The organism is Luteimonas yindakuii, from assembly GCF_004803715.2.
Taxonomy (GTDB): Bacteria; Pseudomonadota; Gammaproteobacteria; order Xanthomonadales; family Xanthomonadaceae; genus Luteimonas; species Luteimonas yindakuii.
Map to the genome: position 1 here is coordinate 195,493 of NZ_CP039383.2, position 22,808 is coordinate 218,300.

Here is a 22,808-nt window from a genome sequence, read left to right on the forward strand (position 1 = left end):
ATCCGGCTGTTCTGGGGAATCAAAGGATGAGCGACACCCAACCGCACAAGGCCCGCATGTTGCTGGCACGCGCGCGACCGTTCCTGCCGCTGCTGGCGATCGCGCTGGCGCTGCTGGCGTTGTGGATCGCCTGGGGCGGATGGCGCCATGTCCAGGACACCGGCCGGCGCGCGGCGCTGGAGCAGGCGCGTGATCTGGTCTCGCAGTCGGTGGCGCAGGCCCTGCGCGCCGAGCAGGAGCGGCTGACCGGGCGCCTGGACTCGCCGCAGGTGCGTGGACCGCTGTTGCGCGGCGAGGTCGAGGCCGCCGCCGCGGCACTCGCCCGCGACTGGCCATTGCTGGAAGAGGCGGCGGTGTATCCGCCTGCGCTGGAAAGCGTGTACGCCGACCTGTCCGCTACCGGCTTCGGCCGCGCCGCGGTGCTGGAAGCGGCGATGAGCGATGACCGTGCACTGGCGCTGGTCATCCGCGAAGACGGCAGCGAACGGCTCGCCGTCGCGGCACCGATCAAGGATGCCGACGGCGCGCTGGCCGGGGTGGCGGTGGCGCGCCTGCCGCTGGCACGGATCCGCGCCGGTTTCGACAGCGCCGCCATCGACGAGGACCGGATGTATCTCGCCGTGCGGCAGGGCAGCGTCACCCTGTTTGAACGCGGCAGTGCCGACCATGCCGGCGCGGCGGAGCGGCTGGGCACGCCGGTTGCCGACAGCGGCCTGCGGGTGGCGGCCGGTCTTCCATATGGTGCCGCCGCGCCGTTCGGCCTGGCCGGCATGCCGGCCTTCGTCGTCGCACTGGTGCTGTTGCTGCTGGCGTACATCGCCTGGCGCGTCCTGCCCGGGTTCGCACGCGACGCGGTGGCGGGCGAGGACGGTGCGCCCACCCTGCTCGAAGCTGTGGCGCAGGCACCGGTCGATAATGATGTCCCCCAGAGATCCGAGGTCAAGGACGTGTCCAAACCCCAACCTGCGCGCATCGACCGCAGCATCTTCCGCGCCTACGACATCCGTGGCGTGGTCGGCGAAACGCTCGATGCCGGCATCGCCGAACTGATCGGCCAGGCCATCGGTTCGTTGATGCGCGAGCAGGACCTCGCCGACATCGTGATCGGCCGCGACGGCCGCCTGTCCGGCCCCGACCTGCTGGCGGGTCTCACCGAAGGCCTGCGCCGCGCCGGTCGCAATGTCATCGACATCGGCATGGTGCCGACGCCGGTGGCCTATTTCGGCGCCTATCACCTGCGCACCGGCTGCTGCATCTCGCTGACCGGCAGCCACAACCCGCCGGATTACAACGGCTTCAAGATCGTGGTCGGCGGCGAGACGCTGTCGGGCGACGCCATCGTCGACCTCTACGCGCGCATCGCCGAAGACCGCCTGTATACCGCGCCCGCGCCCGGCGGGCTGTCGCAACAGGACATCGCCGAGGCCTACGTCGAGCGCATCGCGTCCGACGTGCAGGTCGAACGCCCGCTCAAGGTCGTCGTGGATGCCGGCAACGGCGTCGCCGGCGAGATCGGTCCGCGCGTGCTGGAGGCGATCGGCGCCGAGGTCGTGCCGCTGTACTGCGAGATCGACGGCACCTTCCCCAACCACCATCCGGACCCGAGCGAGCCGCACAACCTCGAGGACCTGGTGAGCATGGTCAAGCGCCTCGACGCGGACCTCGGCATCGCCTTCGACGGCGATGGCGACCGCCTGGGCGTGGTCACCCGCGACGGTGAGAACATCTTCCCGGATCGCCTGCTGATGCTGTTCGCCGCCGACGTGCTCGAGCGCAACCCCGGCGCGGTGATCATCTTCGACGTCAAGTCGACCGGGAAACTACCGGGCCACATCCTGCGCCACGGCGGCAGCCCGCTGATGTGGAAGACCGGCCATTCGCTGATCAAGGCGAAGATGCGCGAGACCGAAGCGGAACTGGCCGGCGAGATGAGCGGCCACTTCTTCTTCGCCGAGCGCTGGTACGGCTTCGACGACGGCATCTATGCGGCCGCGCGCCTGCTGGAGATCCTCGCTGCGCAGGCGGAGACGCCGACCCAGGTGCTGCACGCACTGCCGGCCGGGGTGTCGACGCCGGAGATCAAGGTGCAGGCGCCGGGGGGCGACCCGCATGCCTTCGTCGAGCGTTTCCAGGCCGCGGCCACGCTGGAAGGCGCGCGGCTGTCGACCATCGACGGCGTACGCGCCGACTGGGCCGATGGCTGGGGCCTGGTGCGCGCATCCAACACCACGCCGGTGCTGGTGCTGCGCTTCGACGCCGACAGCGAGGCTGCGCTCAAGCGCATCCAGCAGACCTTCCGCGAGCAGCTGCTGGCGGTGGATCCGGAACTGCCGCTGGCGTTCTGATCCGCGCTCAGGTCTTCCAGCCACTGGCGTGTCGAATCCCGACGCGCCAACGCAGGGTTTTCCGATGGCGTTTCCCGGCGCCTGGCGCGAAGCTCGAGCTGTCGCCCAGGGACGGGCCAGCGGATGCCGCGACATGGACGGGACGTTCAACCACTGGCTGCGGATCGCACTGCTGTGCAGTGCGACGGCATGTAGCTTCACCGCGCTCGCGGTACCACCCGGCGCGCCACCGCCGATGCTTGCCGGCACCTACGCGCAGGATGTCGACGACATCGGCGCGTACTGGGTCAGCGAGAAACTCGACGGCGTGCGCGCGCGCTGGGATGGCACTGCCCTGTGGACGCGCGGTGGCATGCGCGTGCGGCCGCCGGCCTGGTTCATCGAGAACTGGCCTTCGCAGGTGATGGACGGGGAGCTGTGGATTGGGCGCGGGCGCTTCGATGCGGTCAGCGCGCTGGTCCGCGGAAGCGACGGCGGCGAGGACACCGCCTGGCGCGAGGTGCGGTTCCTGGTGTTCGACCTGCCCGACGAGGATGCCGGCTTCGAAGCGCGCATCGCACGCATGCGGCGCCTGCTCGATGCGGCCGGCATCGCCTGGTTGCGGCCGGTGCCTCAGCGCCGCTTTGCCGACCGGATGGCGCTCGACGCCCATTTCCGCGCGGTGGTTGCCGCCGGTGGCGAAGGGTTGATGCTCCACCATCGCGACTCGCGCTACCGCAGCGGGCGCAGCGAGCTGCTGCTCAAATACAAGCCGCATGACGACGCCGAGGCTCGCGTGGTCGCCCACCTGCCCGGGCAGGGGCGCCATGCTGGCAGGCTCGGTGCTTTGCTGGTGGAGTTGCCGGATGGTCGGCATCTGCGGCTGGGCAGCGGCTTCACCGATGCGCAACGCGACGCGCCGCCGCCGCCCGGCAGCTGGGTCACCTATCGCTATTCCGGCCTGACCGCGCGGGGCCTGCCGCGCTTCGCGCGCTTCGTGCGCGTACGCGACGAAATGCCGCCGACAGGCCCCTGACCGGCGGAGTCGCCGGCCGGCTCAGTCCGCCTGCAGCTGCTTGAGTTCGCGATAGCGGGCGAGCGCGTCCTGCAGGTCGCGGTCCAGCGTGCTGCGCTCGGCCAGCTGCTGCTGCAGGATCGCCTGCTGCCGCAGCAGGTCGGCGTGCTGGGCGAGGATGTTGTCGGCCAACGGCTTGCGCACCGGCTGCTGCTGCAGTTCCAGGTCGGCGGCCTGTCGCAGCAGGCTCAGCAGGCTGGCGCGCAGGTTGGCCACGCCCATCTGCGAGGTCTTCACCGACTCGTCGACCAGGGTGATGCGCTCGCCATAGGCGCGCTCCAGGTCGGACTCGGCCGCGTAGGACTCCACCATGGCGAGGTCGCGGCGCTGGCGTGCGGTATCGGCCTCGGCGGCGAGTGCAGCCTGGCGTGCGGCCTCTGCCGCGACCGCGCGTTCCGCCGAGGACAGCGCGCGCCCCAGCTGCTCGCGCGCCAGGCCGGTGCGGGCATTGAACTCGGTGCGCGGTGCATCCACCGCCGAGGCCGGCAGCGCGTCACCGCAGATCTTGCGGCCGCTCTCCTCCCAGCAGTACACCCGGCGCGTGTCGCCGCCGGCCTTCTGTGCCGTTGCCGGCGCGCAGGCGAGCAGGGCCGTTGCCCAGACCGCCGCGGTGATGATCGTCTTCGTGTCCATCGTGGTCGCTCCCGTCCCCCGGCCGGTTCGAACGTCCGTCGGTATGCTCAGCCCTGGCTGCCGTAACGCGCGCGATAGTCCAGCAACCGCGCGTGCTCCGACGAGAGTGACGCGCTTTGGGTGGCGAACGCAAGCAGGTCGTCCAGCGTTGCCACGGCGATCACCGGCACCGCGTGTGCGGTGGCCACCGCCTGGGCCGCGGACTGCCGCGGCGTTGCGTGTTCGTCGACGACCTCCTGGCGGTCGAGCGCGATGACGATGCCGGCGACCGTGCCGCCGGCGGCCGCGATCAGCCCCAGCGCCTCGCGGATCGCGGTGCCTGCAGTGATCACGTCGTCGACGATCAGCACCCGGCGTCCGTCCAGCGGTGCACCGATCAGGGTGCCGCCCTCGCCATGCGCCTTGGCTTCCTTCCGGTTGAAGGCCACCGGCAGGTCGCGACCGCGCGTGGCGTACTCGCAGGCCAGCGCGGTGGCCAGCGGGATGCCCTTGTAGGCGGGGCCGAACAGCAGGTCGAAGCCAACGCCGGCGGCGTCGATCGCGTCGGCGTAGCAGTCGGCGAGCCCGGCCAGCGCGGTGCCGGAATCGAATCGTCCGGCATTGAAGAAGTACGGGCTGTTGCGGCCGGACTTCAGCACGAAGTCGCCGAAGCGCAGCGCCTGGACATCGAGCGCCAGGCGGAGGAAGCGGGTGCGGTGGTCGGTCATGGCGCGCATTCTCCCACGGCGCGCTGGCCGGTCGATGCGCCGGGCAATCCGGTAGGCTAGCCGGCGACGTCCGTGGGGCCGCCAACACCGCATGAGAATCATCAGTTTCAACGCAAACGGCATCCGTTCCGCTGCCAGCAAGGGTTTCTTCGACTGGTTCGCGCTGCAGGACGCCGACATCCTCTGCGTGCAGGAAACCAAGGCGCAGGAGCACCAGCTCGCCGGCGAACAGTTCCGGCCACCCGGCTACCACGTGGCGTTCCGCGATGCGCAGACGAAGAAGGGCTACAGCGGGGTGGCGATCTACAGCCGCCGCGAACCCGACGAGCTGCGCGCGTCGCTGGGCTGGGCGCCCTTCGACGACGAGGGCCGCTATCTCGAGGCGCGCTTCGGCAACCTCAGCGTGGTGTCGCTCTACATCCCGTCGGGCTCGTCGGGCGAACTGCGCCAGGGCTTCAAGTTCGAGGTGATGGAGTGGCTGAAACCCATCCTCGACGAATGGCTGGCCAGCGGGCGCGACTACGTGCTGTGCGGTGACTGGAACATCGTGCGCGCGAAAAACGACATCAGGAACTGGACCGGCAACCAGAAGAATTCCGGCTGCACGCCGCCCGAGCGCGCGTGGCTCAATGGCCTGGTCGCCGATGCGTGCGGCGATGGTTCGCCGCAGCCTGCGCAGGGCTGGGTCGACACCTTCCGCGCGCTCAAGCCCGACGAGGTGGAATACACCTGGTGGAGCAACCGCGGCGCCGCGCGCGCCAACAACGTCGGCTGGCGGATCGACTACCAGTTCTGCACGCCGTCGCTGCGCGAACGGCTGTCGGGTTGCTCGATCCTGCGTGAGCCGCGCTTCTCCGACCACGCGCCCTATACCGTGGACTACCGCGCATGAGCCAGGCCGGCGACGCCGCAGCGCCGGTGTCCTACAAGGGCTGGGCCGGCATCCGCCGCGCGTTCGGCACGCCGTCGGCGTTCACCATGCTGGTGCTGGGCTTCGGCTCCGGCCTGCCGTTCCTGCTGATCGCGTCGATGACGCTGTCCACCCGCCTGCGCGATGTCGGCCTCGACCTCGGCAGCATCGGCCTGATCAGCCTGGCGAGCTTCTTCTACCTGCTGAAGTTCCTGTGGGCGCCGCTGATCGACCGCTACGCGTTTCCGCTGACCGCGTTCCTTGGCCGGCGCCGTTCGTGGCTGCTGTTCTCGCAGCTGCTGGTCGCCGCCAGCCTTGGCGCGCTGGCGCTGTCGCGGCCGGAGATGGGCGTGACCACGCTGGTGATCTGGGTGCTGGTGGGCTCCTTCGCCGGCGCGACCCAGGACTCGGTGGTCGACGCCTACCGCATCGAGATCGCGCCCGCGACCGCGCAGGGCGCGCTGGCCGCGACCTACACGCTGGGCTATCGCATCGGCCTGATCGTTGGCGGTGCGGGTGCGCTGTACCTGGCCGAATTCCAGGGCTGGACCGGCGCCTACCTGTGGATGGCGGCGCTGATGCTGGTGCCGGTGGTCACCACACTGGTCGCGCGCGAGCCGGCGATTCCGGAGGCCACGGTGGTGCGCCGGATCGATTTCTTCGGTGCGTTCTGGCAGCCGTTCACCAGTTTCTTCTCGACCAATGGCCTGCTGCTTGGGCTGGCACTGCTGGCCTTCGTCGGCCTTTTCAAGTTCCCCGACCAGGTGATCGGGGTGATGGCGGGGCCGTTCTACCTCGACTCCGGCTACAGCAAGGCCGACATCGCCACCGTGTCCAAGCTCTACGGCATCTGGACCGGCATCGTCGGTGCGTTTCTTGGCGGCATCTGCGTGGCCGCGTTCGGCTTCCGGCGGATGCTGTTCGTGGCCGCGATTGGCGTGGCGCTGTCCAACCTCGCGTTCCTGCTGATGGCCTACAACCCCGGGCAGATCTGGGCGTTCTATCTCGCCATCAGCGCCGACAACCTGTTCCAGGGCTTCGCCGGCACCGTGCTGGTGGCCTTCATGTCGTCACTGACCGATCGCAACTTCACCGCCACCCAGTACGCGCTGCTGGTGTCGCTGGCCAACCTGCCCGGCAAGTTCGCCGGCGGCGTGTCCGGCTTCCTGGTCGAGGCGACGTCCTACGCGACGTTCTTCGTGCTCAGCGCGCTGACCGTGGTGCCGACCTTGCTGCTGCTGGCGTGGCTGTGGCAGCGTATCCGCGATCCGGTCAGGGAGCCCGGGGTCATGGGAGGAGGGGGATGAACGTGGCTGGCATGGACATCGTGCTGCGGGATGTCGACGAGTTCCTCGCCCGGCGCATCCGTCGCCTGGCGGAAGCACGCGGCTGGGCGCTGTCCGATGCGCTGCTGTACCTGCTGGAGCAGGGCCTGCATGTCTACGAAGGCGAGACCCCGGGCTTCGACAACCAGGAGGTCGACGTGCTGCAGGAAGCGCTGGCCGCCCTGCAGTCGGTGCCGGACGATCCGGGCTACGCGATGATCGGGCGGATTGATGACACCGCACAGGTGGCACAGGACTGATCACGCACGACAGTGGCGCCGATCGGCCGCATGGCCGCCACCACGCTACGCCGGATAGATGCCGCCCAGCACGCGCGGGCCGGCCGCACCGGTCACCGATGGCAGGTTGCCGGGCAGGCCGCGCAGGGTCTGGCGGGCCAGCCAGGCAAAGCCCATCGCCTCGACGAAATCCGGATCCAGCCCGTGCGCGGTGCTCGATTCGAGCTCGCACGGCAACGCCGCGGCAAGCGCCTGCATCAGCACCGGGTTGTGCACGCCGCCGCCGCAGGCGATGACCCGGGCGGTCTCCGCACCGCTGGCACGCAATGCATCGGCCACCGTGGTGACGGTCAGCGCCAGCAGGGTGGCCTGGACGTCCGCCGGTGACTCACGGCCGGCCAGCCGGCTCTCGACCCAGCCGAGGTGGAACTGGTCGCGGCCCGATGACTTCGGCGGCGGCAGCGCGAACCACGGCTCGGCGCGCAGCCGCGCCAGCAGCGCGTGGTCGACCTGCCCGCTGGCGGCGAACAGCCCGCCGCGGTCGTACGGCTGCCCGCGGTGGCGTTGGCACCAGGCGTCGAGCAGGCCGTTGGCCGGGCCGGTGTCGAAGCCGCGCACGCCTTCGGGCGTATCGGCGGCCGGCAGCAAAGTCAGGTTGGCGATGCCGCCCAGGTTGAGCACTGCGCGCGGCTCTTGCGGGTGCTGCAGCAGCGCCGCATGCAGCGCCGGCAGCAGGGGCGCGCCCTGGCCGCCGGCGGCGACATCGCGGCGGCGGAAATCGGCGACCGTGGTGATGCCGGTGCGTTCGGCGATCAGGCCTGGATCACCCAGTTGCAGGGTGAAGCGATCGCGACTGTCCAGCGCACGGCCGTGCGGCCGGTGGCGCAGGGTCTGGCCGTGCGAGCCGATGGCGGCAACCTCGGCCGCGCGCAGGCCGCTGTCGGCCAGCGCCTGCGAGGCGGCATCTGCAAGCGCGGTGGCGATGCGGGTGTCGAGCTCGCCGACGTCGTCGAGGCCGAGCGGCAGGTCGTGCTGGCCGAGTTCGACCAGGCGCGCACGCAGCGCGGGGTCCCAGGCATAGGTGCGGCCGAACAGCAGTTCGGCCTGCAATCGCGGATGGCGACCGTCGATATCGGCGAAGCGCACCAGTGCCGCGTCGATGCCATCGGCGCTGGTGCCGGACATCAGGCCGAGGAACACGTCGGGCACGGGAGACGGCATCTGTATGGACACGCGCCGCGCGCAGCCCGGCGACGGACGCGGCCGGCAGCGCCGGCGCGTCTGATCAGCCGGCGTCGCGGCCGGCTGGGGTGGTGGTCGTGGACGCGACGCGCGCCTCGTTGCCACCCGCAGCCTGCGCGTAGTGCAGCGCCTCGACCTGCTCGATGCGTGCCAGTGCCGGCCCCACGTGGGCGCGGAAGGCGGCCAGGTCGGCACCCTTGAGCGGTTCCGGCGGCGGCATGGTCTGGGTCAGCGGATTGCGGTGCGCGCCGTTGACGCGGAATTCGTAATGCAGGTGCGGACCGGTGGCCAGGCCGGTGGCACCGATGTAGCCGATCACCCGGCCCTGCGGCACGCGCTCGCCCTGGCGGAGGTTGGCGAACTTCGACATGTGCGCGTACAGCGTGGTGTAGCCGCGGCCGTGGTCGAGGATCACCACGTTGCCGTAGCCGCGCTGCCAGCCCTTGAACTGCACGCGGGCATCGCCGGCGGCCATGATCGGGGTGCCGGTGCGCGCGGCGTAGTCGACGCCCTTGTGCATGCGCATCGTGCCCAGCACCGGATGGCGGCGGGCGCCGAAGTTGGAACTCAGGCGCGAGAACTCCACCGGGGTGCGCAGGAAGCTCTTCTTCAGCGGGCGACCGTCGGCGGTGAAGTACTCGGCCTTGCCATTGCGCTCGTAGCGGAAGCCGGAATAGGTCTTGCCGCCGGTGGTGAAGGTCGCGGCGATGACGTCGCCGCTGCCGATCTTCTCGCCCTCGCGCCACAACTCCTCGATGACCACGCTGTAGCGGTCGCCGGGCTGGATCTCGCGCGAGAAGTCGATGTCGTACTGGAAGATGCTGTCGGTCATCGTGTGGATGACCTTCGGCGACAGCCCGGCCTGGCGCGCCGAGCCGTACAGGGAATTGGTGATCTCGCCGGTGACCACGGTGGCGTGGCGCTCGACCGGGCGCTCGATGACGCTGGCCTTGACCTCGTCGCCGGCCAGCGACAGCTGCACGCGCTCGGTGGTGCCGCGGTCGAAGCGGAAACCGCGCAGCCGGCCGTTGTCGTCGATGTCGAAGCCGAGCTCGGTGCCGGGGCGCAGGCGGGTCAGCGCGCCGCGCACGGCATCGGTCTCGAGGATCCGGTGCAGGGTGGTGGCAGGAATGCCCTGGGCCTCGAAGATCGCGCCGAGGGTTTCGCCGGGCTGCACCGCCACCGTCTGCCAGCTGCGCTGCACCGCGGCGCGCGCGGGCGCCTGCAGCGGCGGCAGCGCCAGTGCCATGGTGGTCAGCGCGGGCTGCGCGCCGTCGCCGGCCTGCAGGGCGTTGGAGAAGCCGGGCACCATCGCGATGACCAGCGCGCCGAGACTGGCGAAGATGCTGGCCTGTCCCCAGTGACGGCGGGTCCAGCGCCCGTTGAAGCCGTCACGATCGAGCAGCTGGGGAAGCTGGTCGGAGAGCTGGCTCGCCCGCAGCGCGAGGGCGCGGCGGTTGGCGAGACGAACGAGTCGGTTGCGTTCGGGGTCGAACGCCGGGTCGTTGGTCGTCATCTGCGTTCCAGTGTCTGCGTGAATTCCGCGTCAGCGCGGTAAAGTAAAGACCTCAACTCGGTGCGTCAAATGCCTGACACCGCTGGGAATTTCCTGAAATGCCCGCGCTAACAGGCTCTTAACACCGTTTTCAGAACTCCATCACATTCAGCCACGGGCGCGTCGCACCGGGCTTTCCAGGAATCGCCGTGACCGCGCCAGACCCCGCCATCCAGGCCGCCTACGACCAGATCGCACGCGGCACCGAGGAACTGCTCAAGCCCGACGAACTGCTCACGCGGCTGCAGGCCGGGCGGCCGCTGCGGGTGAAGGCCGGCTTCGATCCCACCGCGCCGGACCTGCACCTGGGCCATACGGTGCTGCTCAACAAGCTGCGCCAGTTCCAGGACCTCGGCCATACGGCGATCTTCCTGATCGGCGACTTCACCGGGATGATCGGCGACCCCTCGGGCAAGAACGCCACCCGCAAGCCGCTGTCGCGCGAGGACGTGCTGGCCAATGCGCGCACCTACGAGTCGCAGGTGTTCAGGGTGCTCGACCGCGAGCGCACCGAGGTGCGTTTCAACAGCGAGTGGTTCGGGACGATGTCGGCGGCGGACATGATCCGCCTGGCCGGCCAGCTGACGGTGGCACGCATGCTCGAGCGCGACGACTTCGCCAAACGCCATGCCGCGCAGCAGCCGATCGCGATCCACGAATTCCTGTATCCGCTGGTGCAGGGCTACGACTCGGTCGCGCTGGAAGCCGACGTCGAGCTCGGCGGCACCGACCAGACCTTCAACCTGCTGATGGGCCGCGGCCTGCAGGAGCACCACGGGCAGAAGCCGCAGGTGGTGCTGACGCTGCCGTTGCTGGAAGGCCTCGACGGCATCAACAAGATGTCGAAGTCGCTGGGCAACTACATCGGCATCACCGAGCCGGCGATCGACATCGTCAACAAGACGATGAGGATCGGCGACGATTTGATGTGGAAGTGGATCGAACTGCTGAGCTTCGAGATCCCGATCGACGAAGCAGCACGGCTGAAGGCCGAGGTGGCTGCCGGCCTCAATCCGCGCGACGTCAAGCTGCGGCTGGCGCGCGAGTTCGCCACCCGCTTCCACGATGCGGGCGCCGCGGAAACCGCGATCGCGGGCTGGCATGCCGCGGTGACCGGGCAGGGCGACACCTCGCTGCTGCCGTTGCAGGACGTCCACGTCCCCGTCGAAGGCCTGCGCATCGCGGCGCTGCTGACCGCGGCCGGCATCACGCCATCGAATTCGGAGGCCAACCGCAAGCTCAAGGAGCGAGCGGTGAAAGTGGATGGTGTGGTGATCGAGGATGCGGGGCTGGTGTTCGCGCCCGGCTTCGAGGGCGTGCTGCAGGTCGGCAAGCGCAACTTCGCGCGGGTGCGGCTGGTCGGCTGAGGCGGGTCGCGGCGCCGCGAAGCGCTGTGGCGGCACAGGCGATGGACGGTCGCCCACGAAGCTACGGATAGACGTGCGGACATCCGAGACGCAAGGGCTTGCGTAGATCTGCGCCAAAAAACGGTGCCTACGGCAGGTCCGGGGCGATGGGGAAGCCGGACTTACCGTGATTCGGTAAGTGGCTCCGTTGTGTGTCGCGCTGCCCGTCGCGTGCACCGGGGGGCGTGCTCCCCTGGCCGGAGTCCGCGTCCAGCTACCACGGCCGGCCGCCGGCCATCCATGGCCGGCTGGGAGCACACCCCCCGGCGCACGCAACGGGCCCGGGCGTGCGCCGCCCCCGGCATGGAGAGCAGGAGCGGCAGGCTTCGCCTGCGACCGCCGCCGTCGTTCTTCGCCGTTGATTCTGATCTTCGTTCCGATCCGGCGACAGGTTGGAGCCCGCCGCGGACGCAGGGGGATGTCCAGAGCCGGCCATGGATGGCCGGCGACGGCCGTGGTAGCTGGACGCGGACTTCGGCCGGCTGGGCATCCCCCTGTGGCCGTGGTGGGCCACGAGACTGCTGTGGGGGTCCCGCGATCGGGGGAAGCATCAAAAAAAAACGGCGCCCGAAGGCGCCGTCCTTTGTACCGCGGTGTCGACCGCTTACTGCGCCGACATCATCGCGTCGCGGTTGGCCTTGAAGGGATTGCCCTCGTACCAGTTCGGCCACAGCGTGGTGTCGTCGGCCAGCGCGCGGCCGACGCCGTAGAGGGCCTCCAGGTCCTGCACCACGCCTTCGAGATTCCACTCGTCGCGGAACACGTCGCCCGGCTGGTGGTAGCGGGTGGCGTAATCCTTGGCTGCCGCCTCGCCGCCGGCGGTGCCACCATCGACCAGGTCGCCGCCGCCCTTGGCGTACAGCGCCGGCACGCCGGCCTTGGCGAAGTTGAAATGGTCGGAGCGGAAGTAGAAGCCGCCGGCCGGATTGCCTTCCTCGGCGAGTACGCGGCCCTGGCGTTCGGCCTCGACCTTGAGCAGGTCCTCCAGCTCGGAGTTGCCCATGCCGGTGACCACGAAGTCGCGCGACGGACCGGCCACGCTCATCGCGTCGAGGTTGATCACCGCGGCGATCTTCGACAGTTCGAAGCTCGGATGGGCGACGTAGTACTTCGAGCCGAGCAGGCCGGACTCCTCCAGCGTGACCGCCAGGAACGCGACCGAGCGCTTCGGCGCCGGCTGCGCGGTGGCGAAGCGCTCGGCGATCTCGATGATGCCGGCGATGCCGGTAGCGTTGTCGACCGCACCGTTGTAGATCACCTTCTCGCCGTTCTCCTCGTGCGCGCCGAGGTGGTCCCAGTGGCCCATGTAGATCACCGCCTCGTCGGGACGCTCGCTGCCCGGCAGCACGCCGATCACGTTGCGCGACGACTTCTCGGCGATGGTGCTGGCGAGGTCGAACGACACCGTCGCCTTCAGCGGCACCGGGCGGAAGCCGCGGCGGCTGGCGGCCGCGATCTGCGCGTCGAGGTCGAGGCCCGCGGCGCTGAACAGTTCGCGTGCGACGTCGCCGGTGATCCAGCCCTGCGCCGGCAGGCGCGGCTCCGGATCGTCCTCGGCACGCAGGTCGAACTGCGCGCCCGACCAGGAGTTCTTCACCACGTCCCAGCCGTACGAGGCACCGGGGGTGTCGTGGATGATCAGCGCGGCGCTGGCGCCCTTGCGCGCGGCTTCCTCGAACTTGTAGGTCCAGCGGCCGTAATAGGTCATGCGGTCGCCTTCGAACAGCTGCGCGTCCTTGGCGTGGAAGCCCGGGTCGTTGACCAGCATGACCACGGTCTTGCCCTTGACGTCGAGGCCGGCGTAGTCGTTCCAGTTCTGCTCCGGCGCATCGACGCCATAGCCGACGAACACCAGTTCGCTGTCGGCCACGCTCACCTGCGCCTGGCCGGTGCGGGTGCCGATCACCATCTGGTCGCCGAAGGCCAGCGTGCGTTCGCCCTGCGGCCCGACGATGCGCAGCGTGGTGGCGGTATCGGCGGTGGTCTCGATCATCGGCACGGTCTGGTACCAGCTGCCGTCGGCGCCGCCGGGCTTGAGCCCGATGCGCTCGTACTGCGCGCGGATGTATTCGACGGTCTTCTCTTCACCGGCCGAGCCGGGCGCGCGGCCCTCGAAGTCGTCGGAGGCCAGCGTGCGGGTGAGTTCGGCGAAGTCGGCGGCGGTGATCTCCGGCGTGAACGCATGGGTGGCATCGGCGGTGCTGCCCGGCGCCGGTGCGGCCTGTCCGTTCGCATCCGGGGACGCTGCGTCGCGGTTGCAGCCGGCCAGCGCAAGCGCTGCGGCCAGCGTGCCGATCAGGAGGGGTCTGTGCATGCGGTGTCTCCGGTACGGGGACACCGATTCTAGGCCACCCGGCGCCCGCGGCCACTGCCGGCGGGCGCCCGCATGCCGCCGGTCAGTCGCGCGGCGGGCGGTCGTCGCTGTAGGGCTGCGCTTCGGCACCGGTGATCGCGCCGGTGCGCGCGGTCTCGTGCACGTACAGGGTGACCGCACGTTCGAACACCAGTTCGCCGTCGACCACCGCGCCGGGGCCGATGACGATGCGTGGCTTGCGCTGGTTGATGTTGATCGGGAACCACGACGACGACGGCTTGCGTACGTAGACACCACCGCGCACATGCGAATTGGCGCCGATGGTGACATCGCCGTTGATGGTCTCGACATCGCCGCCGACGCGGGTGCCGACCAGGCCGATGCCGCCGTTGACGGTCTCGACGTCCTCCCCGACCTCGCTGCCGCGGTCGAGGAAGATGCTGCCGCTGACGGTTTCCACCTTGCCGGCGACGCGGGTGTCGTGGCCGCCGCGGATGCCGCCATTGACCGTGGTCAGGCTGTCGACGCCGACGTTGTCGCCGAACCGGATGCCGCCGTTGACCGTCTCCAGCGCACCGGCGGTGACGCGGCTGCCGAGGGTGATGCCGCCATTGACGGTTTCCACGTCGCCGGCGCGTGCGCCGTCGCCAAGGCGGATGCCGCCGTTGACGGTGTCGATGTCGCCGACATGGCGATCGGCTTCGACGGAGATGCCGCCGTTGACCTTGCTGATGCTCTCCTGCGCCATGGCCACGGGCGCGCACAGCGCGACCGCGACGGCCAGGGCGAAGACGGAACGACTGGGAATGCGGTTGCGATTCATGCGTGGGTTCCCGGGACGTAGGGTGGTCGCGGTGGCGCAGGGCACCGCCACGCCGTCAGCATGCGCGTGCGCGGCTACAATCGCACCTGTCCGAAGTCACAGGGCCGAACGTCGTGTCCATCGCCTCCCGCCGTCCCAAACCCGCGGTCCTGCTGATCCTCGATGGCTGGGGCTACCGCGAGGACCCGCGCGACAACGCCATTGCCCTGGCCGATATTCCGCACTGGCGCCGCCTGTGGGAGGCGGGCCCGCGCACGCTGGTGCATACCGAAGGACGCCATGTCGGCCTGCCGGATGGGCAGATGGGCAACTCCGAAGTCGGCCACATGAACATCGGTGCCGGCCGCGTGGTGTACCAGGAACTCACGCGCATCGATGCCGCGATCGAGGACGGCAGTTTCTTCGGCAATGCCGAACTGGTTGCCGCCTGCGACGCGGTGCGCGCCTCCGGCGGCACCCTGCACCTGATGGGCCTGGTCTCGCCGGGCGGCGTGCATGCGCACGAGCGCCATCTGTACGCGATGCTGGATCTCGCCGCGCGTCGTGGCGTCGCCAGGGTTGCCGTGCATGCGTTCCTCGATGGCCGCGACATGCCGCCGCGCTCGGCGCTGCCGAGCCTCGAGCGCCTGCAGGCCGCATGCGCACGGGTGGGCAATGCGCGCATCTACAGCCTCTGCGGCCGTTATTTCGCCATGGATCGCGACCATCGCTGGGAGCGCGTGCGCCGCGCGTGGGATGTCGTCGTCGACGCGCAGGGCCAGCATGCGACCGATGCACAGGCGGCACTGGCCGCAGCCTATGCGCGCGACGAGAACGACGAGTTCGTGCAGCCGGTGGTGCTCGACGGCGCGCTGCCGATGGCCGATGGCGATGCGGTGGTGTTCATGAACTTCCGCGCCGACCGCGCACGCCAGTTGAGCGCCGCATTCGTGCAGCCCGGCTTCGATGGTTTCCAGGCACGCCGGCCGGCGTTGGCGCGCTTCGTCTGCCTGACCAATTACGACGCGACCCTGCCGGCGCCGGTTGCATTCGCGCCCGATGACCTGCGCAACACCCTCGGCGAGGTGCTGGCCGGCCACGGCCTGACCCAGCTGCGCATCGCCGAGACCGAGAAGTACGCCCACGTGACGTTCTTCATGAGTGGTGGCCGCGAGGTGCCGTTTGCCGGCGAGGAACGCATCCTGGTGCCGAGCCCGCAGGTCGCCACCTACGACCTGCAGCCGGAAATGAGCGCGCCCGAGGTCACCCGGCGCCTGGTCGAGGCGATCGAGGCCGACCGTTTCGACGCGATCATCTGCAACTACGCCAACCCCGACATGGTCGGCCACAGCGGCGACCTGCAGGCGGCGATCAAGGCGGTGGAAGCGGTGGACCGCGCGGTCGGCGAGGTGGTGGCGGCCGTGGTCGCGCGCGGCGGCGAGCTGCTGGTCACCGCCGACCACGGCAACGTCGAGATGATGCGCGACCCGGACACCGGCGAACCGCACACCGCGCATACGGTGGGCCCGGTCGGGCTGGTGTACGTCGGCCGGCCCGGGGTGCGCCTGCGCGCCGACGGCGCGCTGCGCGATCTCGCACCGACCCTGCTCGACATGCTTGGCGTCACGCCCCCGGCCGAGATGACCGGCACCTCGCTGCTGCTGCACGGCTGATGCGACCGGCCGGGCGCTGCGCGATCGCACTGGCCGTCGCCCTGCTGCTGGCGCTGCCCGCCGCCGGGCAGAACCAGCGCGAGACCGAGCGGCGCCTGCAGCAGGTCAAGCGCGAACTCGATGCGGTCGCCAGCGAGCGCCGCAAGCTCGAGGGCGAACGCGGCGAGGCCACCCGTTCGCTGCGCACCGCCGATGAACGCGTCGCCGCCGCCACCCGCGCGCTGCAGCAGACCGAAGCCCAGCTGGCGCGCGAGCAGGCCGAGCTGGCCGCACTCGCCGGACGCCGCGACGGCCTGCGCGAGCGCCTCGGTGCGCAGCGCGACGAACTGGCCGCGTTGCTGCGCGCGGCCTACACCGTTGGCGACCACGCCGCGCTGAAGCTGCTGCTGTCGCAGGACAGCGCCGGCGGCTCCGGGCGCCTGCTGGCCTACCACCGCCACCTGCAGCGCGACCGGGGCGAGCGCATCCGCGCACTGGGCCGCGAGCTGGCCGAACTCGACACGCTGGAACGCGAGATCGGCGAACGTACCGCGGCGCTGGAAGCCATCCGTGCCACCCAGCGCGAGCAACGCGCCGGACTCGAGGCCGACCGCAAGGCGCGCGCCGCGACGGTGGCCGGCCTGGAAGAGCGTTACGGCGATCGTCGGCAGCGCGAGCAGGCGCTCGGCCGCGACGCGCGCGGGCTCGAACAGGTGCTGACGCAGCTGCGCGCGGCGGCGCGGCGTGCCGCCGCCGAACGTCGCCGCGCCGAGCAGGCGGCCGCGCGCGAATCCAGTACGACCCCGGGCCGCGCCAACGCGCCGCGCCGCGCGCCGGCGCAGGTCGCGCGCACCGCGCCGGTGCAGGTCGGCGGGCTGGGCTGGCCGGTGGCTGGCACGCTGCTGGCGCGCTTCGGCGCGCGCATGCCCGATGGCCGCGCCAGCTCCGGCGTGCTGATCGGGGCCGCCGCCGGTACCCCGGTCAAGGCAGTGGCCGAGGGCACCGTGGTGTTCGCGGAATGGATGACCGGCTACGGCAACATCGTCATCGTCGACCACGGCAACGGCCACATGAGCCTGTACGCCCACAACGATGCGGTGCTGCGCCAGGTCGGCGATCGCGTCGGCCGTGGCGACACCGTCGCCAGCGTCGGCAATTCCGGGGGCCAGGGGCAGCCCGCGCTGTACTTCGAGCTGCGTCGCGACGGCAAGCCGATCGATCCGTCGACCTGGCTGCAGAGGCGCTGAACGCGCGGCCGCGCCGCCACGGCGCGTGCGGGCGGCCGTGCATAATCGGGCGACCCTGCTGGAGAACCCGGATGCGTGTGCGCCTGTTGCCGTTGTTGATCGCCGGCCTGCTGTCGGCCCCGTTGCTGGCACAGACGCCGCCGGTCGAGCCGCCGGCCACACCGGTGCCTGCGGCACAGCCGGCGACCGGGGTTCCGCCCACGCACGATGCGCCCGCGGAGACACTGCCAGCGGCCGAAGGCGGTGCCGCGCCGGCCGATCATGGCCAGGACCAGGGCCCGCCGGCCGCCGACCCCGCCGCAGCACCCGCGGACGAGCGCGAAATGGCGCGTGCAGTGCCGGCGGCGGATGATCCCGACGCCGGCACCCAGCCGTCGCGGCGCGTGCCACTCGACGAGATCAAGCGCTACGTCGCCGTCTACAACGCCGTGCGCGAGGCCTATGTCGATCCGGTCGACGATGCCGAGCTGATGCAGTCGGCGATCCGCGGCCTGCTGTTCGACCTCGACCCGCACAGCGCCTACCTCGATGCCGAGGACGCCGACGCCTTCGATGAGAGCACCACCGGCGCCTACAGCGGGATCGGCGTGGAGGTCATCCAGTTGCCGGATGGCGGGCTGCGTGTGGTCGCGCCCATCGACGGTACTCCGGCGGCGCGTGCGGGGCTGCGGTCGGGAGATGCGATCGTCGCCGTCGACGGGGTCCCGCTGACGCCCGCCAACCACGAAGGCCAGGGTCCCCTGCGCGGCACGCCCGGTACTTCGATCACCCTGACCGTGATGCGCGAAGGCGAGGCGGCGCCGCTGGAGATCCCGGTCGAGCGTGAGACCATCCGCGTGGTCAGCGTGCGCTCGCGCATGCTCGAACCCGGCTACGGCTATATCCGTGTCGGCGCGTTCCAGGTCGATACCGCGGCCGAGTTCCAGCGCCATTTGAAGGAGCTGCAGGCCGGTGGCGCGCTGCGTGGGCTGGTGCTCGACCTGCGCAGCAATCCGGGTGGCCTGCTGACCGGCGCGGTGCAGATCGCCGACGACCTGCTCGACAGCGGCCAGATCGTCAGCACGCGCGGGCGCATCCCGATCAGCGATGCGGTGTTCAATGCCACCCCCGGTGACCTGCTGGCCGGCGCGCCGATTGTGGTGATCGTCGATGCCGGTTCGGCCAGCGCATCCGAAGTGCTCGCCGGTGCGCTGCGCGACAACGACCGCGCACGCATCGTCGGCAGCCGCACGTTCGGCAAGGGCTCGGTGCAGACCCTGCTGCCGCTCGACAACGGCGACTCGGTCAAGCTCACCACCGCGCGCTACTACACGCCGAGCGGGCGCTCGATCCAGGCCCGCGGCATTGATCCCGACCGCGAACTGCAGCCCGACGGCGGCGACGCGCCGGTGCGCAATGGCTGGTCCGAGGCGGCGTTGCCCGGCCACCTGCGCGGCGACGAGGAGGAAGGCCTGGCCGGCGACAGTGCCGGCGCGGTGCTGGAGGGCGATGGGCCGATTGCGGCGGCGCTGGCTGAACTCAAGCAGCCGGGCGCGGCGGCGACGTCGGCTGCTGCCCCGGGCGTGACCGACGATGGCGCAACGCCTGCGCCGGCGTTGGATGACGGCGCCACGCCGGTGCCCCCGGCATCGGAGCCTGCGCCTGCCCCGGATGACGGCGAACCCGGAGCGGCTGCGCCGGCTCCTTCCGAACCTGCCATCGAGCCCGCGGCCGCCGAACAGGACGACGACTGAGCGCGGCACGCAGCACGCAAGACTGGTCGCCGTAACGCGCCCGCGGGCGCCGCCACCGCAGCGCGGCGGCGGGCGTTTGCCTATTCGGCGGCCAGCCGGCAGTCGATGCCGACACCGTCGCGTTCGGCGCTCGCAAGCTCGCCCTGGAAGGCACCGCAGTCGAGCAACGCGTCGTGGACGCTGCCATCGCCGTCATGCACTTCGATGCGCAGCTGCGGGCGGCCGCGCTCGATCAGCGCCAGGTCGGCCGGGTCGAACACCGGCGAACGGAAATGCACCTCGCCGGCGCCGCCGGTTTCGCGGGTCTCTCGATGCAGGCTGAGCCACGCCTGCTCGGTACCGGGCAGCTGGCGTTGTTGCGCGGCCACGGTGGGATAGCCGAACCACTCCGCGCTCACGGTGATGGTCGCGTGTTCCACCGCGACGATACGCGAGGCGGCTTCCGACAGCGCCAGGGTGACGGTGAACCCGTTGCCACGCGCCGCATCGACCCCGGGCGCCGCGGCGGGCGCCGGCGCCGGCGTGCGCGTGCACGCGGCGAGCGCGAACAGGACAGTCGCGGCTGCGGTGGTCAGGCCGGTGATGCGGGCGACGTGCGCGGGCATGCGGTTTTCAGCGCGGCTTGGCCGGGAACGGAAACGGGGTGACCACGCGTTCGCCGGATTCGGCATCGCGGATCGCCGACTGCCCCTTGCGCTCGACCTCCTCCACCCGCAGCACGCTCTGCATCGGCAGGTGCAGGACGCGGGTTTCGCCGAACTCGCTGCGCAGGCGCTCTTCGGTGGGGTCGACCACCAGCGTGTCGTGGACATCGAACACCAGCTCGGCGACCTCGACGAAGCCCCACAGGCTGCCACTGGCCACGCGGCGCGCGTACAGCTCGTAGACGCGGCCGTGGTTGAGGAAACTGATCTTGTACAGCGGCTTGGACATGCCGCCGATTATAGAAGCCCGTGGTGACGGTGGTGATCGTCGCGGACGCGGTGCGCAGCGACGTCGTCAGTAGCCGTTGCGACGGCGCAGCCTGCGGGCGATCGCCCCGCGCGAGGCGACCGCGAACACGGCGCCGAACAGGAAGCCGCCGACGTGCGCGGCCCAGGCCACGGTGCCGAATGCCGGGCCGATGTAGGCGAACACCACCTGCAGCAGCGCCCAGATGCCGATCAGCAGCGAGGCCGGTGCGCGCACGAACTCGAGGAACAGCCCCAGCGGCACCACCACGCCCAGGCGTGCGCTGGGAAACAGCGCGAGGTAGGCGCCGATGATGGCCGACACCGCGCCGCTGGCGCCGATGATCAGGCGGTCGGGCGCGCCGATCGCCAGTGCGGCGATGAAGTTGGCGAACGCACCACCGACCAGGAACAGCAGCAACAGCCGCCAGGAGCCCATCGCCCGCTCGGCCGGCAGGCCGAAGATCATCAGGAACACCAGGTTGCCGAGCAGGTGGGTCCAGTCCGCATGCAGGAACAGTGCGGTCAGCAGCCGCAGCCAGCGCTCGGATTCCGCCCAGGTGCGCCACAGGTCGGGCGGGGCCAGGCCGCCGCTGAGCGCACCCCACTCCAGCACCAGGTCGTGGCGCACCGCGTCGGGGCGCATCGCGGCGGCCACATAGGCCAGCCACAGCAGCCCCGCCAGCAGGGGCGTGGCCCAGCGGAACAGGGTGCGGGCGCGGGTGGGGACGGCAACGAACATGCAGTGGGTGCGGACGTGGATAGCACCACGATAGCAGCCGAAAAATGCGGCAGCGCGTCGAGTAACCGCACCAGACCGTACGGTATAGTGCGCCGCGCACCGCGGTCGGGAGGGAGCTTCCGATGGACGGGACCAGGCCGGCACAAGGCCCGGGCCGCGGCGGTGCGATTCCCCACACCGTCATCGGAGTTCCTAACCCCATGCTCAGTCATTCCCGTCTCCTGACCCTGTCCGCCCTCGCGCTCGGCGTGGCCGGCGCGCTTGCCTCCGGCAACGCCGCCGCCGCCGGCTTCCAGCTCAAGGAAAACAGCGTCAAGTCCCAGGGCACCTCGTTCGCGGGCACCGCGGCCAAGACCGGCGACAGCTCGGTGGTGGTCAACAACCCCGCCGCGATGACCCAGTTCGAAGGCACCACCATGCAGGCCGATGTCACCGTCATCGACCTCAACTACGAATTCCAGGGCACCGGCACGGACGCTCTCGGCCAGCCGCTGACCGGCAGCAACGGCGGCAACGCCGGTGGCGTGACCCCGGTTCCGGCGCTGTCGGTCGTGCACAAGCTCGACAACGGCGTGGCGGTGGGCGCGATGATCAGCGCGCCGTTCGGCCTGGCCACCGAATACGAGGATGGCTGGATGGGCCGCTACGCCGCCCACACCTCCGACGTGCGGGTGGTCGACCTGACCCTCTCCGCCGCGCTCGACATCACCGACCGCTTCTCGGTCGGCGCCGGCCTGATCGCCTCGCGTGCCGACGTGACGCTGTCGAAGTCGGTCGACTTCGGCACGCTGCTGTTCTCCAACCCGGCCACGCGTCCGCTGCCGTTCGCCCGCCCGCAGCAGGTCGACGGCTTTGCCGAGATCGAGGGTGACGACGTCGGCTTCGGCTACATCATCGGCATGCACCTGCGCCCGACCGACAACGTGGCGATCGGCGTGAGCTACCGCTCCGAGGTCGACTACGAGCTCACCGGCACCGCCGACTGGACCGTGCCGGACAACGTGCGCACCGTGTTCAACGCCAACCCGATGACCGCACCGCTGTTCGCCGATGGCACCGTGTCCGCCGACCTCACCACGCCGTCGATCCTCAACGTCGGCGTGAGCTGGAAGGCGACCGATCGCCTGGCCCTGATGGGTACCTACGCCCACACCGGCTGGTCGTCGCTGCGTGAAGTGCGCATCCGTTTCGACAACCCGGATCCGGATTCGGTCGAGCCGTTCGAGTGGAGCGACGTGTCGTACTACGCGCTGGGCGCCGAGTACCTGCTCAACGACGCATGGACGCTGCGTGGCGGCGTTGCGTATGACGAGACCCCGACCAGCATCGAGCACCGCACCCCGCGCCTGCCCGACGCGAACCGCATGTTCTACTCGATCGGTGCCACCTGGCGCCTGTCCGATGCGTTCGACGTCAACTTCGCCTACACCCGCATCGAGCCGGACAGCCCGCGCATCGACATGACGGAGGCGGGCTACCGCCTGTCGGGTCCGTTCGATGGCGACGCCAACCTGTTCGGTATCTCGGCGCAGTACCGCTTCTGAGTCTGCTGTAGCTCAAGCGTCATCCCGAAAAGCCCCGCTTCGGCGGGGCTTTTTCTTGGCTCTCTCCAAACTCCGGGCAATGGACCACAGCTGGAGTGTTCATGCGGCCGCGAGCTGCTCCGTGGTGATCCGCGCTGCCCGTCGCGCGCACCGGGGGATGTGCTCCCCCGGCCGGAGTCCGCGTCCAGCTACCACGGCCGGCCGCCGGCCATCCATGGCCGGCTGGGAGCACACCCCCCGGTGCACGCGACGGGCTCGGGCATTCGTCGGGTCCGGCACGAAAAACAACAGCGGTTACTGCAGGTGTCGCCTGCAACCCACCACGCTCGTTCGTTCGGCAGCGTAGGCATGGAGGTCAACAGCGGCGGCAGCCGAAAGTTGTCGACTACCACGACTACCGCGACTACC

19 protein-coding genes are annotated in these 22,808 nt (G+C 70.4%); 10 read left to right on the forward strand and 9 right to left on the reverse strand.

Annotation, left to right across the window (positions count from 1 at the left end):
• Nucleotides 1-26: 26 nt before the first annotated feature.
• Together E5843_RS00910 and E5843_RS00915 are read left to right on the forward strand one after the other, a co-directional pair.
• Nucleotides 27-2,345, forward strand: a complete 2,319-nt coding sequence (locus E5843_RS00910) for a phosphomannomutase/phosphoglucomutase (protein ID WP_243733165.1) — start codon at nt 27-29, stop codon at nt 2,343-2,345.
• A gap of 133 nt (nt 2,346-2,478) precedes the next feature.
• Nucleotides 2,479-3,360 carry a DNA ligase gene (locus tag E5843_RS00915; RefSeq protein WP_136411555.1) on the forward strand — a complete coding sequence of 294 codons (882 nt, stop codon included), beginning with the start codon at nt 2,479-2,481 and terminating at the stop codon, nt 3,358-3,360.
• 21 nt (nt 3,361-3,381) lie between these two features.
• Here E5843_RS00915 and E5843_RS00920 read toward each other — a convergent pair whose 3' ends face one another.
• Nucleotides 3,382-4,032, reverse strand: coding sequence for a hypothetical protein (locus E5843_RS00920; RefSeq protein ID WP_134675246.1), 651 nt, complete (start codon nt 4,030-4,032; stop codon nt 3,382-3,384).
• Between the two features lie 47 nt (nt 4,033-4,079).
• Nucleotides 4,080-4,739 (reverse strand): orotate phosphoribosyltransferase, encoded by a 660-nt coding sequence (pyrE, locus tag E5843_RS00925; RefSeq protein ID WP_136411556.1) that lies wholly within the window; start codon nt 4,737-4,739, stop codon nt 4,080-4,082.
• A 91-nt stretch (nt 4,740-4,830) separates the two neighbouring features.
• Between pyrE and E5843_RS00930 the strand changes: the two genes are divergently transcribed.
• Genes E5843_RS00930 through E5843_RS00940 form a run of 3 tightly spaced genes read left to right on the forward strand, consistent with a single transcriptional unit; the run spans nt 4,831 to nt 7,234 of the window.
• Complete coding sequence (locus E5843_RS00930) at nt 4,831-5,631, forward strand: exodeoxyribonuclease III (RefSeq protein ID WP_136411557.1); 801 nt, start codon at nt 4,831-4,833, stop codon at nt 5,629-5,631.
• Nucleotides 5,628-6,956, forward strand: a complete 1,329-nt coding sequence (locus tag E5843_RS00935) for an AmpG family muropeptide MFS transporter (protein WP_136411558.1) — start codon at nt 5,628-5,630, stop codon at nt 6,954-6,956. The genes E5843_RS00930 and E5843_RS00935 overlap by 4 nt, the downstream gene beginning before the upstream one ends.
• Nucleotides 6,953-7,234: a hypothetical protein gene (locus tag E5843_RS00940; protein WP_425478432.1), complete on the forward strand. Its 282-nt coding sequence runs from the start codon at nt 6,953-6,955 to the stop codon at nt 7,232-7,234. Before E5843_RS00935 ends, E5843_RS00940 begins: the two co-directional genes overlap by 4 nt.
• A gap of 45 nt (nt 7,235-7,279) precedes the next feature.
• Here E5843_RS00940 and E5843_RS00945 read toward each other — a convergent pair whose 3' ends face one another.
• Nucleotides 7,280-8,434 (reverse strand): anhydro-N-acetylmuramic acid kinase, encoded by a 1,155-nt coding sequence (locus E5843_RS00945; protein ID WP_136412986.1) that lies wholly within the window; start codon nt 8,432-8,434, stop codon nt 7,280-7,282.
• A gap of 64 nt (nt 8,435-8,498) precedes the next feature.
• On the reverse strand, nt 8,499-9,971 hold the full coding sequence (locus E5843_RS00950) for a M23 family metallopeptidase (protein ID WP_141065559.1): 1,473 nt from the start codon (nt 9,969-9,971) through the stop codon (nt 8,499-8,501).
• Between the two features lie 188 nt (nt 9,972-10,159).
• Between E5843_RS00950 and tyrS the strand changes: the two genes are divergently transcribed.
• Nucleotides 10,160-11,377: a tyrosine--tRNA ligase gene (tyrS, locus tag E5843_RS00955; protein WP_425480721.1), complete on the forward strand. Its 1,218-nt coding sequence runs from the start codon at nt 10,160-10,162 to the stop codon at nt 11,375-11,377.
• A 643-nt stretch (nt 11,378-12,020) separates the two neighbouring features.
• Here the strand turns inward: tyrS and E5843_RS00960 are convergent.
• Entirely contained in the window at nt 12,021-13,730 is a 1,710-nt protein-coding gene (locus tag E5843_RS00960) for a M28 family metallopeptidase (protein ID WP_141065560.1), read from the reverse strand.
• A gap of 82 nt (nt 13,731-13,812) precedes the next feature.
• On the reverse strand, nt 13,813-14,553 hold the full coding sequence (locus E5843_RS00965; protein WP_425478430.1) for a hypothetical protein: 741 nt from the start codon (nt 14,551-14,553) through the stop codon (nt 13,813-13,815).
• A gap of 113 nt (nt 14,554-14,666) precedes the next feature.
• On the opposite strand from E5843_RS00965, the gene gpmI reads away from it, so the two are divergent.
• The 3 genes from gpmI to E5843_RS00980 all read left to right on the forward strand — a co-directional run bounded on the left by gpmI (nt 14,667) and on the right by E5843_RS00980 (nt 19,164).
• Complete coding sequence (gene gpmI / locus E5843_RS00970) at nt 14,667-16,205, forward strand: 2,3-bisphosphoglycerate-independent phosphoglycerate mutase (protein ID WP_136411559.1); 1,539 nt, start codon at nt 14,667-14,669, stop codon at nt 16,203-16,205.
• Nucleotides 16,205-17,431, forward strand: coding sequence for a murein hydrolase activator EnvC family protein (locus tag E5843_RS00975; protein ID WP_136411560.1), 1,227 nt, complete (start codon nt 16,205-16,207; stop codon nt 17,429-17,431). The genes gpmI and E5843_RS00975 overlap by 1 nt, the downstream gene beginning before the upstream one ends.
• 71 nt (nt 17,432-17,502) lie before the next feature.
• On the forward strand, nt 17,503-19,164 hold the full coding sequence (locus E5843_RS00980) for a S41 family peptidase (RefSeq protein WP_141065561.1): 1,662 nt from the start codon (nt 17,503-17,505) through the stop codon (nt 19,162-19,164).
• An 80-nt stretch (nt 19,165-19,244) separates the two neighbouring features.
• Here the strand turns inward: E5843_RS00980 and E5843_RS00985 are convergent, their stop codons facing one another.
• From E5843_RS00985 to E5843_RS00995, 3 genes are all read right to left on the reverse strand, one after another.
• Complete coding sequence (locus tag E5843_RS00985) at nt 19,245-19,769, reverse strand: hypothetical protein (RefSeq protein WP_136411561.1); 525 nt, start codon at nt 19,767-19,769, stop codon at nt 19,245-19,247.
• Between the two features lie 7 nt (nt 19,770-19,776).
• Nucleotides 19,777-20,097 carry a DUF1820 family protein gene (locus E5843_RS00990; RefSeq protein WP_136411562.1) on the reverse strand — a complete coding sequence of 107 codons (321 nt, stop codon included), beginning with the start codon at nt 20,095-20,097 and terminating at the stop codon, nt 19,777-19,779.
• 66 nt (nt 20,098-20,163) lie between these two features.
• The gene (locus E5843_RS00995; protein WP_134675235.1) at nt 20,164-20,856 is read right to left on the reverse strand and encodes a rhomboid family intramembrane serine protease; all 693 of its coding nucleotides are present in this window, start codon (nt 20,854-20,856) and stop codon (nt 20,164-20,166) included.
• 200 nt (nt 20,857-21,056) lie between these two features.
• Between E5843_RS00995 and E5843_RS01000 the strand changes: the two genes are divergently transcribed.
• Complete coding sequence (locus E5843_RS01000) at nt 21,057-22,400, forward strand: OmpP1/FadL family transporter (protein ID WP_166432823.1); 1,344 nt, start codon at nt 21,057-21,059, stop codon at nt 22,398-22,400.
• Nucleotides 22,401-22,808: the final 408 nt, after the last annotated feature.